Origin of the sequence: Haloferax denitrificans ATCC 35960, assembly GCF_000337795.1 — an archaeon.
Lineage (GTDB): Archaea > Halobacteriota > Halobacteria > Halobacteriales > Haloferacaceae > Haloferax > Haloferax denitrificans.
Genome location: NZ_AOLP01000017.1, coordinates 212378 through 229050 on the forward strand (window position 1 = coordinate 212378; position 16673 = coordinate 229050).

Genomic DNA, 16673 nt, shown 5'->3' on the forward strand with positions numbered 1-16673 from the left:
GAGCGATGAGCGACGCCGTCCCCATCGTCATCTACACGCGCACGGAGTGTCACCTCTGCGACGAGGCCGAAGCGACCGTCCGCGAGGTCGCCGCGGAGGCGGACGTCCCGGTCGATATCGACCTCGTGAACGTCGACGCCGACGACGAACTCCGCGAGACGTACGGCGAGCGCGTGCCGTACGTCTACGTCGACGGCCGGCCCGCGTTCAAGTTCCGCGTCGACCCGGAGCGACTCAGGGAGAAGCTGACCGCGGCGCGGGAGTAAGCGGCGTCGCCCGAACGAGAGGAGACGGGGCGAGGCGGGCCTACGCCTATCACCTCGGCGCACCTTTTGATACGCATGGAAGCTGACAGACGACTCCTCCGAGAGGCGCGGGAGCGACTCGACGGGTGGACCTACACGGCCCGCGACCGGGCGTACCGCGAGCTGTTCGCCGGCGACGACGCCGCCATCACGGCCGAGGAGCGACAGCTTCTCGACGAGGTGGACGCGGAGCTCGCGGGCGACGGCGACGACGGGCTCTGGGGCACAGACGAGTACGCCGTCGTCATGGGCCATCCGAAGAACCACCCGATTTCGGTCGTCTGCACCCGTCACTCCGAGATTCCGGCGTCGTGGTCGCGGGGCGGCGAGAGCCTGACCGAACCCGAGCGCGAGCAGTTCAACGACCTCCTGTGGGACTACTGCGAGCGCGTCCGCCGGTACGTCCAAGACGAGGTCAACGAGTTCGTCGGGGTCGCGGCCGTCCCGGAGGAGTAGCCCGAGGCCGATGCGCGTCATCCACCCGGCAGACCACCGGACCTGTTATCGGTGCGGCGAGCGCGCCGACGTAGTCGTCGCCCGCGGCCACGACCTGCGGTACAGCTGTTGGGACTGTTCGCACTCGCTTCTCGAACACGGCGGCGTCATCGTCGCGGGCGAACTGGGGAAGTCCCGCCCGCGGTCTCGGTGAGCCGCGGCGGAACCCTCTCCAGAGTCCCAGATATCGCCGACTCGACCCGGGTTCGCCTCGATTCCGACGCCGTGAGAACGAGTCCCGTATTCAAGCCCACGGAGACCCTAACGGTCGACTATGAGTGATGGAGATACGCTGGACGCCGTCCGTGAGTTCGAACACGACGGAACCACGTACAAGATGGCGGACCTGACCGTACTGGAAGAACAGGGCCTCTGCGAACTCGACAAACTCCCGGTGAGCATCCGCATCCTGTTGGAGTCGGTAGTTCGGAACGTCGACGGCGACATCGTCACCGAAGACGACGTACGAAACGCCGCCTCGTGGGAGCCTGACGTGCCGAACGTCGAGGTTCCCTTCACGCCGTCTCGCGTGGTGCTACAGGACCTGACGGGCGTGCCCGCGGTCGTCGACCTCGCGGCGCTTCGCTCCGCGGCCGACCGCGCCGGCAAGGACCCGAAGCTCGTCGAACCCGAGGTGCCGTGTGACCTCGTCATCGACCACAGCGTGCAGGTCGACTTCTTCGGCTCGCCCGACGCCTACGAGAAGAACGTCGAGTTGGAGTACGAGCGCAACGCCGAGCGCTACAAGGCGCTCAAGTGGGCGCAGAACGCCTTCGACAACTTCAGCGTCGTCCCGCCGGGCACGGGCATCGTCCACCAGGTGAACCTCGAACACCTCGGGCGCGTCGTCCACGACCGCGAGTGGCGCGGCGACCGCTGGCTCCTCCCCGACACGCTCGTCGGCACCGACAGCCACACGCCCATGATAGGCGGCATCGGCGTCGTCGGCTGGGGCGTCGGCGGCATCGAGGCCGAGGCGGCGATGCTCGGCCAGCCCATCACGATGAAGCTCCCCGAGGTCGTCGGCGTCAGACTCGACGGCGAACTGCCGGAGGGCGCGACCGCGACCGACCTCGTGTTGCACGTCACCGAACAGCTCCGCGAGGTCGGCGTCGTCGACCGGTTCGTCGAGTTCTTCGGCCCCGGCGTGGGGAACCTGTCTGTCCCCGACCGGGCGACCATCTCCAACATGGCCCCCGAACAGGGGTCGACCATCAGCGTCTTCCCGGTCGACGAGGCGACGCTGGACTACCTCGAACTCACGGGCCGCGAACCCGAGCACATCGAGCTCGTCCGCGAGTACCTCGAATCGCAGGGCCTCTTCGGCGAGCAACACCCCGAGTACACGGAGACGGTCGACGTGGACCTCTCCGCCGTCGAACCGAGCCTCGCCGGGCCGAAGCGCCCGCAGGACCGCGTCGCCATGGGCGACATGAAGACGCACTTCCGGAACCTCCTCTACGGCGAGTTCGAGGAGGTCGTCGACGACGTCGACGAGGAGGCAATCACCCGCTGGCTCGGCGAGGGCGGGGGCGGCGACCCCGACGGCGAACTCGCGGGCGACGGCGGGACGCTGACCGAGACGCCCGAGGCGGCCCCCGAGGAACCCGACCTCGGCGAACTGACGAAGCGCGTCGAAGTCGACCTCGGCGGCGAGACGGTCGAAATCGGCCACGGGAGCGTCGTCGTCAGCGCCATCACCTCCTGTACGAACACCTCGAACCCCTCTGTCATGGTCGCCGCGGGCCTCCTCGCGCGTAACGCGCTGGAGAAGGGTCTCGACGTGCCGGAGTACGTGAAGACGAGTCTCGCGCCGGGGAGCCGCGTCGTCACGGAGTACCTGAAGAAGGCCGACCTGCTCCCGCACCTCGAAGCGCTCGGCTACGACGTGGTCGGCTACGGCTGTACTACCTGCATCGGCAACGCCGGGCCGCTCCCGGAACCCATCGAGAACGCCATCGACGAACACGGCCTGTGGACGACGAGCGTCCTCAGCGGCAACCGCAACTTCGAGGCGCGCATCCACCCGAAGATTCGCGCGAACTACCTCGCCAGCCCGCCGCTCGTCGTCGCCTACGGCCTCGCCGGGCGGATGGACATCGACCTCGAAACCGACCCGCTCGGCACCGACGACGAGGGCAACGCGGTCTACCTCGCGGACATCTGGCCGGACGCCGACGAGATTCGAGAGACCATCCACGACAGCGTCGACCCGTCGATGTTCCGCGAGAAGTACGCCGAGGTGTTCGAGGGCGACGAGCGCTGGGAGGCGCTCGAAGCGCCGACCGGCGACGTGTACGACTGGGACGACGAGTCGACCTACATCCGCGAGCCGCCGTTCTTCACGGACTTCCCGCTGGAGAAACCCGGCGTCTCGGACATCGAAGACGCCCGCTGTCTCCTGACGCTCGGCGACACGGTGACGACCGACCACATCAGCCCCGCCGGGCCGTTCGGGTCGAAGCTCCCGGCCGGCCAGTGGCTCGTGGACCACGGCGTCGACCCCGTGGACTTCAACACCTACGGCTCCCGCCGCGGCAACCACGAGGTGATGATGCGCGGGACGTTCGCCAACGTCCGCATCGAAAACCAGATGCTCGACGACGTGGAGGGCGGCTACACGATTCACCACCCGACGGGCGAGGAGACGACCGTCTTCGAGGCCAGCCGGCGCTACCGCGATGAGGGGACCCCGCTCGTCGTCCTCTCGGGTGTCGAGTTCGGGACCGGCTCCAGCCGCGACTGGGCGGCCAAGGGCACGGACCTCCTCGGGGTGCGCGCGACCATCGCCGAGAGCTACGAGCGCATCTACCGCGACAACCTCGTCGGCATGGGCGTCCTCCCGCTCCAGTTCGAAGACGGCGACTCGTGGGAGTCGCTCGGCCTCGACGGCTCCGAACACTTCGACATCCGCGGCCTCGACGACGGCCTCGAAGTCAACGACGAACTCTCCGTCGTCGCCACGAAAGACGACGGAACCGAAATCGAGTTCGACGTGACCGCGCAGGTCGGCACGCCCGCCGCGGTGACGTACGTCGAAAACGGCGGCATCCTCCACTACGTGCTCCGTCGGCTCCTGACCGAGAACTGAATCGGGGGAAACCGGAGGGTCGAGTCGGAAAACCGAGTCGGAGAGTCGAGTCGAGGAACCGACTCGGAGCGACACCCCGTCCGTGTTCGACCCACGCGTCGGACTCACGGAGCGTCACGAATCGCCGAAGACGCGTAGCTTCTTCACCCGGTGCGTGCTACTAGCTACCATGGCAACCGTGACACCCGCGGCCCGCCCGACGTGGACGGACCTCACGCGTCGCGGGCTGGCGACCGCCGCGGTCGCAACCGTGGCGAACGCGCTCCTGTTGGCGCTCGTCCTCGAAACGGGGCTCGTCGAGCCGTTCGCGCCGCTTTCGTACCCGCCGGTCGTGCTCTTTTCGGCCGTCGGCGCGGTCGCGGCGACGTTCGTCTACGGACTGTTCGCGGCCCGCGTCGCCGACGCGGACCGGACGTTCGTCAGGGTCGCCGCCGCGGTGCTCGTGGCGTCGTTCATCCCCGACATCGGACTCCTCTACGTCGACCCCGGCGCGACGGTGCCGGGTGTGGTCGTGCTGATGGTGATGCACGTCGTCGTCGCGGCGGTCTGCGTGGCGTCGTTCACCGAACTCGGCTGGGGCGTCCCGAAGGGAACCCACCCGGACGCGACCGAGGAGTGACCGCCCGACCGCCGGCGTCCGGCCCCGACCGTACCACTGCGAGACGACCGGAGCGACGCGGCGGGTTCCCCACCACCCACTGTGCGACCACCCTTTAGGATAGCCTAAAAACCGAAGACACTATGTTGTTTTAGGTTGGCCTAAACAGTATGGCCGACAAGGAGTCCCACCGGTCGTCGGGACCGAACCGACGCGGCGCGCTCGCGTGCGGCGGCGGAACCGCCGCGGGTGCGTGTTGAACATGCGCGATTGCCTCGGCGTCGAGACCACCGGGTCGGGCGCACCGGACAGATGGGGACGCGGACGTGATTGGTGACGAGGCCGCGGACGTCCGAGACGCGCTGGCCCGCGTCGAGCGCGAGCGCGAGCAGGTGCTGGCGAAGCGACGGGCCGTCGAGCGGTTCGAGCGGCGCGTGCGAAAGCTCGCCGCACAGTCCGCGCGGCCGCCGGAGGGGACCGTGCGAGCGACCGCGTGCGGGACGGCGTCGATGCCGGCGGCGACCCGGCGAGACGCCGCCGGCGGGGGACGGCGACGGGTCCGCGAACTGTTCGCCGAGACGATACGCGCCCACAGCGTCGCCGACGGGGACGAGTCCGAACCGCTCTCGGTGACGATTCGCGAGGAGTTCGGACCGGAGGTCTCGGCGGCGCTCGATTCTGACACGGGAGGCCGGTTCACGCCGGCGGTCAAGGAAGCGGTCGTGTCGGCGGCGGTGGACCGGAAACGCGGCCTCGACGGGATGCGTCGGGCGCTCGACGGCGAGGAGCGGTCGCTCCGAGCGGCGCTCGCCGTGCTCGACGAGTGCGAAGACTGGCTGGTGCGGGCGGACGAGACGCCGCTTTCGGGACTGGGGTTCGACGCCCTCCGGCGGCGTCACGAGGCGCTCGCCGACCGCCGCGAGGCGTGCGACCGACTGGTCCGCGAGCGACAGCGTCGTCTCGGCGGGGCGACCCACCACACCGCGGCGGTCGAAGTCGACCACCGACTGCTCGCGGCGTATCTCTACGAGGACCGCGCGACCGACTACCCGGTCTTGGCGGCCGCGACCCGCGTTGACGGCGTCTGTGCGGACTGTCAGCGGGCCGTCCGCGACCACCTCGTCCGCCGCGTATGATCGGCGCGCCGCAGTACCTCCTCACGCTGTACATCGCCGAGCGGGAGGGCGACGAGGAGACGCCGATTTCGCCGGGCTACGTCGCCGACGCGCTCGACCGCTCGCCGCCCGCGGCGACAGAGCGCCTCCAGAACCTCGACGCCAAGGGGCTCGTGGAGTACGAGCCGTACGAGGGCGCGACGCTCACGGCGGAGGGCCGCGACGCGGCCACGGACCTCTACGACACCTACCGGACCCTCTCGCGGTTCTGCCGGGACGTGCTCGGCCTCGACGACCACGAAGACGAGGCGATGGAACTCGTCGGAAACGTCAGCCAGACAGTCGCCGAGCGCCTCGCGGCGACACTGCTCCGCGACGAGGCCGACCGCGACGAGGCGGACGGGAGCACCGAGACGGGGTCGCAGTCGTCGCCCGACACGCTCGCGGAGTGAACGAGTCGAGCGGGACCGCAGAAAGTGCTAGTTGTCAACAATTGTCACGAATTCGCCGGGTCAGAACCGCACCCTTTTTGTTTTAGGTATCCCTAAAGTCTCGCAATGGCCGCAGGTACGCAGTCGAACTCTGAATCCGCGTCGGAGCCCGACCGACCCGACTCCCCCGAGATATCCGTCTGCAAGGGCGGACCGGGGAAGTCGGTGTTCATGGAGTCGGGCAACAGCGACGGCTGGATTTCGAGCGACGTGACTATCGACGTCACTCGGTAACGCCAGACCCCACTCGGTAACGCCCCACCTCATGCGGTTCCGTCCCGTCCAAAGGAGCGTGCTCGGGTCGCGACCGCGGCGAGTACGGTCGCTACGCGTCCAACGGGGTTCCGCGAGAAAACGGTCGGTCGTCGGAGCGGGGACCGAGTCCTCCGACGCGTCGGCGACGACGCTTACTGAACGAGCGTGTCGTCTTCGAGGTAGTGGTCGATGACGTGGGCGTGTTCTTCGATTTCGATGAGTTGCTCGCGGAGCATGTGGGCCGTCGCGTGGTCGCCGAGACCCGCGGCGAGTTCGATGTGCTCGCGGTAGCTCTCGATGATGTCGCCGTACATTTCGAGGTCGTTCTCCAGCGACGTGCGGATGTCGTAGACGTCCTCGTCCTCGGGCTCGACGGTCGCGGCCTCGCTCAGCGCGGGCATGCTGGCGTGGGGGACGCCGCCGATGGACTGGAGGCGCTCTGCGATTTCGTCCGCGGCCGTCTCGACGTCCTCGTAGGCCTCCTGAAGGAACTCGTGGAGGCGGAGGTGTTCCGCACCCTCGACGTTCCAGTGATGTTTGTGGAGCTGGTGGTACAGGACGTACGCGTCCGCGAGGTCGGTGTTCAGCGCTTCGATTATCTGTTCGGCCTTCTCGGTGTCGAGTCGAACCGGGTTGTCGCCGACACTGCCTGCTTCCTTGAGGACTGACTTCTGTGTGCTCATCTCGACTGGTAGTTGGGGCTGAGGCCACTTAATACTTATCCGAGAACGAACAATTTTTCGTGTCGCCTAAAATCTCGTTTGTCGAAATTGGCCAATCGCTTCGAAAACGGCGAATGAAGCGTGTGAACTGGGTGCACGGGGTCGAACGGCTCGACCGAAAGAGGGCGTCCGGTTCGCACCATATATCACATCTATTATGCTATTTTTCGCTCGGCCAGTCGCCGTTTCGTGCGGTTCGGTCAGTGCGAACGGAGACCCGGTTCCGCGAGTCCGAGCCGGCCGCGAACCACCGTGTGCTCCACCGCGTCCGCGACGGTTCGGTCGTTCGACCAACACCCTTTTGCGCGGTGCCGTCCAGCGAATAGCCGTGTTCCGACCAGTGCCTAGCGCGGCCGACGACTCGCCGACGCGCGGCGTCACCGACCGCGTGCGGGGGGCGTAAGGTGTTCGCCGACGCCCTCCGGTACCCGTTTGCGGACCGCACGCGAGTCGACGGCACCGCGACGTGCCTCGTCGCGCTCCTTCTCGCCGTGACACTCCTCCGCCTCGCGGCGCGGCTCTGGCCCGACCTCACGTTTCTGGCGCCGGCGCTGGTCGGCGTCGTCCCGCTTTTCGCCTTCTTCGGTCTCGTCGGCGGCGTGCTCGCCGGCGACGGCTTTCCCCCGGTGGCGACGACCGAGACGCTCAGGCTCGCCGGGCGACTGCTCGGCGTCGCCGCCGTCTACCTCCTTCCGGCCGCGGTCACCGTCGTCGCCGTCGCCTACGTGACCGCGACCGGGACGGTTCCGGCCGTACTGACCGGCGTGACAACGGCGATGCTCGCGACCGTCGCGCTACTCGTCACGGTCGTCTGCGCGTATCTCCTACCGGCCGCGGCCGCCGTGAGCGTCCGCGAGGGACTCCGCGCCGGGCTTCGACGAAACGCCCTTGGCGGGACGGTCTCGGCGACGTACTTCCTCGCGTGGGTGGGCGCGGCCGTCCTCGTCGTCCTCTCGTGGAGCGCGCTCGCGGCGACGATTTCGCGGAGCGTCGCCGCCCTCCTGGCGCTCGGGTGGTGCGCGTACGCCCACGTCGCCGCCGCGGCGCTCATCGCCGAAGGCGTCGACCGAACCCACCACTGGTGAGAAGCGGCGCGCGGTCGAACGACGGGAAAAGGAGTTCCAGTCCGGTTAGCTGAGGTCGATCTGCTGTGCGGCTTCCTCCATCGACCGGTTGTGGAGCGCCTCACCCGTGTTGCGGTCGAAGAGGTGAATCGCCTCCTCCGGAATCCGCGCGACCACCGCCTCGCCCGAACTGACGGGGGTGAGGCCGTCCGTGGTCGCGACCAGCGTCGCCGCGCCCTCGGAGTCCGCGTCGGGGTCGAACTGCAGGTACAGCGTGTTCTCGTCGCCCATCGGTTCGACGACGTCGACCGTCATCTCGAAGTCGTGGTCGCCGCCCGCGGCCTCGACGAGTTCGACGGACTCGGGTCGGATTCCGAGGACGAGGTCGGTCACGTCGCCGACGTCGTCGCGTATCTCCGCGCCGACCGGGTACTCGAAGGCGTCGCCGACCAGGCGGTCGCCTTCGAGCGTCACGTCGAAGAAGTTCATCGACGGCTCGCCGAGGAAGCTGGCGACGAACTGGTTCGCGGGCTCGTGGTAACACTCGAGCGGCGTCGCAATCTGCTGGAGCTCCCCGCCGTCGAGGATGGCGATTCGGTCGCCCATCGTCATCGCCTCCGTCTGGTCGTGGGTGACGTAGACGGTCGTGACGCCGAGGTCGTCTTGGAGCCGCTGGAGCTCCGTCCGCATCTGCGCGCGGAGCTTCGCGTCGAGGTTCGAAAGCGGCTCGTCCATCAGGAACACCTCGGGGTCGCGCACGATGGCGCGGCCGAGCGCGACGCGCTGTTGCTGGCCGCCCGAGAGGTCGCTCGGCTTCCGGTCCAGCAGGCTCGGGATGTCGAGGAGGTCGGCCGTCTCCGAGACCATCCGGCTGATTTCGTCGTCCGGGAGGTCCGTCGACTCCTCCAGGCCGAACGACATGTTCTGGCGGACGGTCATGTGCGGGTACAGCGCGTACGACTGAAACACCATCGCGATGTCCCGTTCCTGAGAGGGGACGTCGTTGATGACGCGGTCGCCGAGCGAAATCGTGCCCGACGTAATCGTCTCCAGGCCCGCGATCATCCGGAGCGTCGTCGACTTCCCACAGCCCGATGGGCCGACGACGACGAGGAACTCCCCGTCGTCGATCGACATCGAGATGTCGTCGACAGCGACGATTTCGTCGTCGCCGTCCTGGAACGTCTTCGTTATCGAATCGAGTTCAAGCGTTGCCATATCTCTGAGTAGGTATCGTTAGTGAGCTGTCGGTTCCGCGCCGCGGCGAGCGCCTCCGGCGGTCGCGGTCGCCGTTCGAGTCGGCCTCGACGGCGGCCACGTCCCTGTGACGACGCGTCACGCGGCCACCCCCTCGGCGAACTCGTCGCCGAAGAAGATGTACACCGCGAGCGTCGGGAGCGCCGCGAAGAACGCCCCGGCCATCCGGAGCGCGAAGTCCTGTCCCTCCATCGAGGTGCCGAGCCCGGCGAGAATCAACACGACGGGGGCCGCGGGACTCGACTCCGTCGAGACGAGCACCAGCGTGAACAGGAGGTCGTTCCATATCTGGGTGAACTGGTAGATGAGGACGACGGCGAACATCGGCCCCGAAAGCGGGAAGACGATGCGCCGGTACACCCGACGGAGCGTCGCCCCGTCGAGGCGCGCGGACTCTATCATCTCTTCGCTCATCGTCTTGTAGTACGTCCGGAACAGGAGCGTACAAATCGGAATCCCGTAGGCGACGTGCGTCACCACGAGCTCGACGATGCCGACGTAGTCGTCCGGGATACCGAGCGCCCAGACGAACGAAAGCAGGTCGGTGAGCTGAGCCCACTGCGACCAGAACTGCGTCAGCGGCACCAACACGGCCTGGTACGGGATGAAGATGCCCGCGATGATGAGCGCCAGCACCAGCGCCTTGTACGACTGCTTCCAGTCGGGAATCGTCAGCCCGTACGCCGTGATGCTCCCGACGAACGCCGAGATAATCGTCGCGGGCACGGCGTACAGCATGCTGTTGCCCATCCCTCGCAGGAGGGCTTCGACCGCCGCCTGCCACTTCGCCAGCGTGAACCCGGACGGTCCGGGCGGGGCGAACGGCGCGGTCTGGACGATTGCGGTCCCGGTCTTGATCGACGTGACCAACCCGGACTCGATTGGGACGAGATAGAACCCCGCCGCCAACAGCAGGACGACGTACAGACCGGCGTCCTCTATCGTCATCTGCTCGACGTTCCGGCGTAGCCGGTCCGTGATCGTCGCCGTTCCGCCGTCCGTTCGAAGCGTGTCGTCTTTCATAGGTTGTTCCTCCGGAATTCGTAGACGAGGTACGGGCCGATGACGCCGAGCGCCATCGCGAAGAGGACGATTGCAATCGCCGCGCCGTACGCCCAGTTGAGGTTCGCGTACGCCTCGCGGACCATCTTCGTCGCCAAGATGTCGGCACCGTTCGGCGGCCGGTAGCCGCCGACCAGCGAGTAGAGGAAGTCGAACGCCTTCATGCCGAACACCATCAGCACGACGGCGGCGCTTATCGTCGCGCCCTTCAACTGCGGGATGATGACCCGCCAGTACATCTTCAGCGTCGACGCGCCGTCGACTTTCGCCGCCTCGTAGTGCTCGTCCGGAATCGCGCGGAGTCCGGCGAGGTACACGACCATCGCGTACCCGGAGAACTGCCACATCAACGCGAAGATGACCGCCCAGAGGACGATGTTCTGATCGCCGAGCCAGCTAATCGGGCCGAGTCCGAAAACGCCGATGACGCGGTTGGCAATCCCGTTGTTGAAGTTGTAAATCCACAGCCAGAACTGCGCCGTCACGACGAACGAGAGGCTCATCGGCAGGAGATAGATCGTCCGGAACGAGTTCTCGAACCGGATTCCGCGGTCGATCAGAATCGCCAGTATGAGGCCGACCGCGAGCGTCCCTGCCGTGAACGCGACGAGCAGGATGAACGTGTTGACCGCGGCGTCGATGAACCCCGAGTCCGCGAGCGCCCGCGTGTACATCTCGAAGTCGAGGTTCGAGTAGTCCGGCGCGTTCGCGAACCGCTGGTAGTCGGTCAGCGAGATGAGGAAGTTCCAGATGACCGCGCCGTAGACGAAAAGCCCCATCAGCAGGAACGGCGGAATCCAGAAGATCGACGATTCGAGGAAGTCGCTTCCGAGCCGACCGTCTATCCCCGCGGCGAGGCGGTCCAAGACGCCCGGTTCGGAACCCGGGTTCCGGGAGTCCTCGCTCACGACGCCACCGTCGGTACGGACCGCGTCGCGCCCGCCTTCGTCACCGTCGCCGACCCGCTGGTCGTCGCTAGCACTGAGGTTGATCGCGCGGCGCACTCGTTGGTAAAAATTTGACATTTCTTGCGGTTCAGTTCGAGACCGCGTCCAGGAATCCCTGCGTCGCGGCATCGACGTTGTACGGTCCGGTGAACTCCGAGGAGATGACTTCGTTGAGCGCCGTCATCGTCTCGGAGGGGACACCGAGTCCGTGCTGGAGGTTCGGCGGACGGTACTCCGCGTTGGCGAAGTCCTCGGCGGTCTCCTGGAGGTACGGTCCGAACTCTTCCATGCTCACGTCGGTCCGGGTCGGAATCGAGCCCTTGTACTGGTTGAACGCGATCTGCGCCTCGGGACTGCCGACGAACGCCGACCAGGCCTTCGACGCCTCCGGCGTCGGGTTGTCGGCCGGGTAGAGGAACGAGTCCATGTGGAGCGTGTACATCCCCTCGGTGCCGGGGAACGTCTTGAAGCCCCAGTCTTCGCCGTAGTCGAAGTTCTCGGCGTTCCGGAACGCGCCGGCCGCCCAGTTACCCTGGTGGATGAAGGCGGCGTTGCCGTTGATGATGTTCTGGTTCGACGAGGTGAGGTTGAGCGAGGCCGCGTCGTCGGAGATGTAGTTTTCGAGCATCTCCGCGGTCGTCTCGAAGGCCGAGCGAACCGCGCTCTCGGAGGCCTCACCGTTGAGGAAGTCCATGTACGGCTGGTAGCCGTTCACGCCGAGCATCACGGCGCCCCACAGCTGTGTCGTCGTCCACGTGCCGGACATCGCGTGGGTCATCGGAACCGCGTCGGTCTCGCTTTGCACCGTCTCGAACGCGTCGATGAGCGCCGAGGGGCTGTTCAGCGAGTCGACGTCGATGCCGGCCTCATCGACGACCGAGACGTTGTAGAACAGGCAGTTCAGGCGGTGAGAACCCAGCGGGACGGCCCGGTAGCTACCGCCCTGCTGGTGGAGTTCGACCGCCTCGTCGATCATCACTTCTTCGAAGTTGTTCTCCTCCCAGACGTCGTCGACGCTTCCGAGGACGCCCTCGTAGCGGAGGAGGTTCGGGCCCGGCCAGTTGGCGAACGAACCCGGCGGGTCGTTGCTCTGGAGCCGGTTCGCAATGACCGCGTCGAGGTTCTGATTCCCGCCGCCGCCGATTGGGTTCATGTCGAGGCCGACGTCGGGATAGGCCTCGTTGAACGCCTCTTCGAGCGCTTCGGCCGCCGCGGCGCCGTCGCCGCCGGTCCAGCCGTGGAGCACCTCGACCGGGGCGCTACTACCGCCGTCACCGCCGTCGCCGCCGTCTTCGGTGGTACTGTCGCCACCCGCTTCAGTAGTACCACCGTCGCCGCCGTCATCGGAACCGCCGCCGCCGGAACAGCCGGCGAGCCCCATCGTCGCGAGCGCTCCCGCGCCGGCGACGTACTGGCGCCGACTGAGTCGACTATTATCAGACTGGCTATCGCGTGACATGCATGAAAAATATTGGACCCATCGTACTTAACGATTGATATTCATTTACTCGGGATAATAGTAAAAATTCTCAGACGGATCTAATCACCAGAATTCCGGAGGTATAATCCCTCAAACATCAGATATCTCGTCCGGGCGCAATCGCCGACTTCCCGCTGTGTGGCTCGTCATCGCCATCAACGGCGAACGCAGAGCAGTCGGAAGCGTAACGTGAGCGAGAAACGACATAAACGCTGTGAGAGCGGCAGTCGCGTCAGTTCGCGTCTCGTCCTCGATGGCGGGGATGCGCGCGCAGTACTTGCACTCGCGCATCTTCACCGCGCGCGTCCCGTGGTCGACGAGGCACCACTCGTGACAGCTCCGACACCGATACTCGACGTACCGCCACAGCTCCGTCTCTCGACGGGCCCGCGACATCTACCGAACACCCCCGGCTAAAGTTATCGCCCGACCGCGGGCCGGTCCGTGAGCAGAGCTTATGGAATTGGGATTTTCGGGCGTTTTGAGATTTCGCGGGAACGGCGAAGTCAGGCGCGTGAGGGTCCGTAGATGGCCATTTTCATCAGCAACGATGCGGCTAACAGTATTATGGGCCCCATGGGGTTCGAACCCATGACCACCCGGTTATGAGCCGAGCGCTCTGACCAGACTGAGCTAGGGGCCCTCGGTCGATTCTTTCCCGTCGTCCCTCTTATGTCTTATCAGAAGCCGTCGCCGACGAATCGGAGGCGAGTCGCTCGTCGGGGTGAGAAACGGAGAAGCGCCACCGCCAGGACTCGAACCTGGGACAACCTCGTTAACAGCGAGGTGCTCTACCAACTGAGCTACGGCGGCTTTCGTCTGCACTCTCTCGTATTCGATGTTTCTTGATAGGGCTTTCGTTTTTAACCGACGGCTGGCGGATGCCACCGCCTGACGCGGTCGCGGGAGCACCGTCACGCTTTCGCCCGCCCGCGGGGAACCAGCGGGCATGACGAACTCGGACCTCGACGCGGTCGTCGCCGCGGTCCGCGAGCGCATCGACCCCGACGAGGCGGAGCGTCGGGCGCTCGCGGACGCCGCGGCGGCGCTCGAATCCCGCGTCCACGACGCCCTCGCGGACCTGCCGGTGGACGCCGACGCGCTCCAAGTCGGCAGTACCGCCCGCGGCACGTGGCTCTCGGGCGACCGCGACATCGACCTGTTCGTGCGCTTCCCGGCCGACCTCGACCGCGAGGAACTCGAAGCGTACGGCCTCGAAGTCGGCCACGCCGTCCTCCCCGACGGCCACGAGGAGTACGCCGAACATCCCTACGTGAAAGGCGACTACGGCGGCTTCGACGTGGACCTCGTCCCCTGTTACGACGTGCCGTCCGCCTCGGACATCCGCTCTGCGGTCGACCGGACACCGTTCCACAACGCCTACCTGACCGAGCGCCTCGACGACGGCCTCGCGGCGGACGTGCGCGTCTTCAAGCGCTTCCTGAAGGGCATCGGTGCCTACGGGAGCGACCTCCGAACCGAGGGCTTCTCGGGCTATCTCGCCGAACTCCTCGTGGTCAAACACGGCGGCTTCGAACCGTTGCTCCGAGCGGCCGCCGACTGGAGCCCGCAGGTCGAGTTCGACCCGGAGGACCACGGGACGCGGCGTTTCTCCGACCCGCTCGTCGTCATCGACCCGACCGACCCCGAGCGGAACGTCGCCGCGGTCTGCTCGGCGGAGAACGTCGCGCGGCTCCAGCACTACGCCCGCGACCTGCTTTCCGACCCGCGGGAATCGCTGTTCTTCCGGCCCGACCCGCCGGCGCTCGCCCCCGACGGCGTTCGCGACCACCTCGACCGCCGCGGCACCACGGCCGTCGCCGTCGTCTTCGACTGCCCGGACCTCGTGGACGACCAGCTCTACCCACAGCTCAGAAAGTCGTTGACCGGCGTCACCGACGGTCTCGACAGACGCGGATTCGACGTGTTCCGGCGCGCGACGTTCGCCGACACCGACGGCGAGGGGCAGGGCGAGGCGGTCCTCTTCGCCGAACTCTCTGTCGCCGAGCGCCCGGCGGTCGAGCGCCACGAGGGGCCGCCGGTCCACGTCCGCCAGCACGCCGAGGGGTTCTACGGCGCGTACGAGGGCGGCGACGACCACTACGGGCCGTTCCTCGACGGCGACCGCTACGTGGTCGAGCGCGAGCGGGAGTTCACCTCGGCGACCGGCTTCCTCGAAAGCGACGCGCTGTTCGACGTGGCGCTCGGAAAACACGTGGAATCGACGCTCAAAGAAGGCGGCTACGACGTGCTCGTCGGCGACGACGTGGCCGCGCTCGCCGAGTCGTTCGGTCCCGAGTTGGGTCGCTACTTCGCGCCGAGGCCGTGAGCGGCGCGCACGTCGTCGACTAGCTCGACGTTCTTCTCGTCGGGGTCTTCGTCGGGGTCCATCGCGATGCGGCCGTCGAACGTCTCGTGGACGGTCGCGACGCCCTCCGAGAGCGTGTCGAGGCCGTAGCCGCCTTCGAGGACGAACGCGATGGCGGCATCGGTCGCCGCACAGAGGTCCTGCACGCACTCGGTGAGCATCGCGTAACCCTCGGTCGAGACGCGCATCCGCGAGATGGGGTCGTGGCGGTGGGCGTCGAAGCCGGCGCTCACGATGAACAGGTCGGGGTCGAACCGCTCGACGGCGGGCGCGATGGCCTCGTCGAACGAGTAGACGTAGTCGGCGTCGCCCGCGCCGGCGCGGAGCGGGACGTTGAGGGTCGACCCCTCGCCGTCGCCCTCGCCGGTCTCTTCGACCTCGCCCGTGCCGGGGTAGAGGCCGTCCTCGTGGATGGACGTGTAGAACACGTCGCCGCGGTCGTAGAAGATGTCCTGCGTGCCGTTGCCGTGGTGGACGTCCCAGTCGAAGATTGCGACGCGCTCGGCGAGGCCGTCGTCGATGACCGCCTGCGCGGCGACGGCGGCGTTGTTGAAGAAGCAAAAGCCCATGGCGTCGTCCTCGACGGCGTGATGGCCCGGCGGGCGGCCGAGCGAGAACGGGGTGTCGCGGCCGTCGTCACCGTCGAGCGCGGCGCGGGCGGCCCACTCCGCGAGGCCGGCGGCGGTGAGCGCGGCGTCCCACGACGCCTCGACGGCGACGGTGTCGGGGTCCCAGTTGCCGCCGCCGTCGGAACAGAAGTCGTGGAACTCGTCGACGTAGCTGTCGTCGTGGACGGCCGCGACGGTTGATTTCTCGGCGGGCGGGGCGTCGACGTACTCGACGCCGTGGCGCTTCGCCAGCCCGCGCCGGATGGCACGGAGTCGGTCTGCCGTCTCGGGGTGTCGCGGCCCGGTGTCGTGGTCGAGACACGTTTCGCTGTAGCCGAATTGCATTATTCGAAGAGGGAGAAGTAGGTCTCGATGTCCTCGGATTGGACCGTCCGCCGGTCGGCGTGGTGGGCGAGTTTGACGGCGGCACCCGCCACGTTGACGGCGTAGTCTTCGAGGATATCGGCCAGGGCGATTCGAGCGTCCATCGCGACCCGGTAGCGGTCGTCGATTCGGAGGCGAGCGATGCGGTCGATGGGGGCGATAGGGAGGGAGAGTTCGTCGCGGTCGACGACCTGTTGAACGCCGAAGTCCTCGGCCATCAACGTCTTGCGACCGTCCGCCGTCGCCCGGTCGGCGGCGTCTATCGCGAGTTCCGCGCCGCGGTCCTGAATCCGGCGGGCGAGCGCCTCGGCGGCGCCGGCGCTCACTCGCAACTCACCTGCGTTCTGCCGGATAATCGCGTCTACCGGGGCGAACGGTAGCTCGACACTCATACCCACATATCGGGTCCGTGCGGCGTATAATCCTTTCCG

General features: G+C 67.1%; 17 protein-coding genes and 2 tRNA genes. 10 read left to right on the top strand and 9 right to left on the bottom strand.

Annotated features, from left to right (window positions below):
• The first annotated feature begins 5 nt into the window (after positions 1-5).
• The 8 genes from C438_RS14715 to C438_RS19770 all read left to right on the top strand — a co-directional run bounded on the left by C438_RS14715 (position 6) and on the right by C438_RS19770 (position 6329).
• A complete protein-coding gene (locus C438_RS14715) occupies positions 6-266 on the top strand; it encodes a glutaredoxin family protein (RefSeq protein WP_004970424.1) in 261 nt (86 codons plus the stop codon).
• 75 nt (positions 267-341) lie between these two features.
• On the top strand, positions 342-761 hold the full coding sequence (locus tag C438_RS14720; RefSeq protein ID WP_004970426.1) for a DUF7539 family protein: 420 nt from the start codon (positions 342-344) through the stop codon (positions 759-761).
• Between the two features lie 10 nt (positions 762-771).
• Positions 772-954 carry a hypothetical protein gene (locus C438_RS14725; RefSeq protein ID WP_004970428.1) on the top strand — a complete coding sequence of 61 codons (183 nt, stop codon included), beginning with the start codon at positions 772-774 and terminating at the stop codon, positions 952-954.
• A gap of 120 nt (positions 955-1074) precedes the next feature.
• Positions 1075-3891 carry an aconitate hydratase gene (locus tag C438_RS14730; RefSeq protein ID WP_004970429.1) on the top strand — a complete coding sequence of 939 codons (2817 nt, stop codon included), beginning with the start codon at positions 1075-1077 and terminating at the stop codon, positions 3889-3891.
• 169 nt (positions 3892-4060) lie between these two features.
• Positions 4061-4510, top strand: a complete 450-nt coding sequence (locus C438_RS14735) for a DUF6069 family protein (RefSeq protein ID WP_004970431.1) — start codon at positions 4061-4063, stop codon at positions 4508-4510.
• A 305-nt stretch (positions 4511-4815) separates the two neighbouring features.
• Positions 4816-5625: a DUF7260 family protein gene (locus C438_RS14740; RefSeq protein WP_004970433.1), complete on the top strand. Its 810-nt coding sequence runs from the start codon at positions 4816-4818 to the stop codon at positions 5623-5625.
• Positions 5622-6056, top strand: a complete 435-nt coding sequence (locus tag C438_RS14745) for a metal-dependent transcriptional regulator (protein ID WP_004970435.1) — start codon at positions 5622-5624, stop codon at positions 6054-6056. Before C438_RS14740 ends, C438_RS14745 begins: the two co-directional genes overlap by 4 nt.
• A gap of 105 nt (positions 6057-6161) precedes the next feature.
• Positions 6162-6329 carry a hypothetical protein gene (locus tag C438_RS19770; protein WP_004970437.1) on the top strand — a complete coding sequence of 56 codons (168 nt, stop codon included), beginning with the start codon at positions 6162-6164 and terminating at the stop codon, positions 6327-6329.
• A 173-nt stretch (positions 6330-6502) separates the two neighbouring features.
• On the opposite strand, the gene dpsA is transcribed toward C438_RS19770, so the two are convergent.
• The gene (gene dpsA / locus C438_RS14750) at positions 6503-7033 is read right to left on the bottom strand and encodes a DNA starvation/stationary phase protection protein DpsA (protein WP_004970438.1); all 531 of its coding nucleotides are present in this window, start codon (positions 7031-7033) and stop codon (positions 6503-6505) included.
• A 443-nt stretch (positions 7034-7476) separates the two neighbouring features.
• Here dpsA and C438_RS14755 point away from each other — a divergent pair, with 443 nt between their 5' ends.
• On the top strand, positions 7477-8157 hold the full coding sequence (locus tag C438_RS14755; RefSeq protein ID WP_004970439.1) for a hypothetical protein: 681 nt from the start codon (positions 7477-7479) through the stop codon (positions 8155-8157).
• Positions 8158-8202: 45 nt separating this feature from the next.
• On the opposite strand, the gene C438_RS14760 is transcribed toward C438_RS14755, so the two are convergent.
• From C438_RS14760 to C438_RS14790, 6 genes are all read right to left on the bottom strand, one after another.
• Positions 8203-9354, bottom strand: a complete 1152-nt coding sequence (locus tag C438_RS14760) for an ABC transporter ATP-binding protein (protein ID WP_004970442.1) — start codon at positions 9352-9354, stop codon at positions 8203-8205.
• Between the two features lie 117 nt (positions 9355-9471).
• Positions 9472-10416 (bottom strand): carbohydrate ABC transporter permease, encoded by a 945-nt coding sequence (locus C438_RS14765; protein ID WP_004970443.1) that lies wholly within the window; start codon positions 10414-10416, stop codon positions 9472-9474.
• Entirely contained in the window at positions 10413-11480 is a 1068-nt protein-coding gene (locus tag C438_RS14770; protein ID WP_394295250.1) for a carbohydrate ABC transporter permease, read from the bottom strand. The genes C438_RS14765 and C438_RS14770 overlap by 4 nt, the downstream gene beginning before the upstream one ends.
• 10 nt (positions 11481-11490) lie before the next feature.
• Entirely contained in the window at positions 11491-12648 is a 1158-nt protein-coding gene (locus tag C438_RS14775) for an ABC transporter substrate-binding protein (protein ID WP_049918136.1), read from the bottom strand.
• 802 nt (positions 12649-13450) lie between these two features.
• Positions 13451-13525 (bottom strand) — tRNA-Ile (locus C438_RS14785).
• A gap of 97 nt (positions 13526-13622) precedes the next feature.
• Positions 13623-13695, bottom strand: a tRNA-Asn gene (locus C438_RS14790).
• Between the two features lie 136 nt (positions 13696-13831).
• Between C438_RS14790 and cca the strand changes: the two genes are divergently transcribed.
• Positions 13832-15211 carry a CCA tRNA nucleotidyltransferase gene (gene cca, locus C438_RS14795; protein ID WP_004970447.1) on the top strand — a complete coding sequence of 460 codons (1380 nt, stop codon included), beginning with the start codon at positions 13832-13834 and terminating at the stop codon, positions 15209-15211.
• Here cca and C438_RS14800 read toward each other — a convergent pair.
• Both C438_RS14800 and C438_RS14805 read right to left on the bottom strand, forming a co-directional pair.
• Positions 15190-16203, bottom strand: coding sequence for a histone deacetylase family protein (locus tag C438_RS14800; protein ID WP_004970448.1), 1014 nt, complete (start codon positions 16201-16203; stop codon positions 15190-15192). The genes cca and C438_RS14800 overlap by 22 nt on opposite strands.
• A complete protein-coding gene (locus tag C438_RS14805) occupies positions 16203-16634 on the bottom strand; it encodes a histone (protein WP_004970449.1) in 432 nt (143 codons plus the stop codon). The genes C438_RS14800 and C438_RS14805 overlap by 1 nt, the downstream gene beginning before the upstream one ends.
• Between the last annotated feature and the right edge of the window lie 39 nt (positions 16635-16673).

Excerpts from the sequence above, each read along its gene's own strand:
- C438_RS14770 (WP_394295250.1), bottom strand. The coding sequence starts at position 11,480 with ATGTCAAATTTTTACCAACGAGTGCGCCGCGCGATCAACCTCAGTGCT.
- C438_RS14760 (WP_004970442.1), bottom strand. The coding sequence starts at position 9,354 with ATGGCAACGCTTGAACTCGATTCGATAACGAAGACGTTCCAGGACGGC.
- C438_RS19770 (WP_004970437.1), top strand. The coding sequence starts at position 6,162 with ATGGCCGCAGGTACGCAGTCGAACTCTGAATCCGCGTCGGAGCCCGAC.
- C438_RS14745 (WP_004970435.1), top strand. The coding sequence starts at position 5,622 with ATGATCGGCGCGCCGCAGTACCTCCTCACGCTGTACATCGCCGAGCGG.
- C438_RS14720 (WP_004970426.1), top strand. The coding sequence starts at position 342 with ATGGAAGCTGACAGACGACTCCTCCGAGAGGCGCGGGAGCGACTCGAC.
- C438_RS14805 (WP_004970449.1), bottom strand. The coding sequence starts at position 16,634 with ATGAGTGTCGAGCTACCGTTCGCCCCGGTAGACGCGATTATCCGGCAG.
- C438_RS14800 (WP_004970448.1), bottom strand. The coding sequence starts at position 16,203 with ATGCAATTCGGCTACAGCGAAACGTGTCTCGACCACGACACCGGGCCG.
- cca (WP_004970447.1), top strand. The coding sequence starts at position 13,832 with ATGACGAACTCGGACCTCGACGCGGTCGTCGCCGCGGTCCGCGAGCGC.
- C438_RS14765 (WP_004970443.1), bottom strand. The coding sequence starts at position 10,416 with ATGAAAGACGACACGCTTCGAACGGACGGCGGAACGGCGACGATCACG.
- C438_RS14735 (WP_004970431.1), top strand. The coding sequence starts at position 4,061 with ATGGCAACCGTGACACCCGCGGCCCGCCCGACGTGGACGGACCTCACG.
- C438_RS14730 (WP_004970429.1), top strand. The coding sequence starts at position 1,075 with ATGAGTGATGGAGATACGCTGGACGCCGTCCGTGAGTTCGAACACGAC.
- C438_RS14715 (WP_004970424.1), top strand. The coding sequence starts at position 6 with ATGAGCGACGCCGTCCCCATCGTCATCTACACGCGCACGGAGTGTCAC.
- C438_RS14725 (WP_004970428.1), top strand. The coding sequence starts at position 772 with ATGCGCGTCATCCACCCGGCAGACCACCGGACCTGTTATCGGTGCGGC.
- dpsA (WP_004970438.1), bottom strand. The coding sequence starts at position 7,033 with ATGAGCACACAGAAGTCAGTCCTCAAGGAAGCAGGCAGTGTCGGCGAC.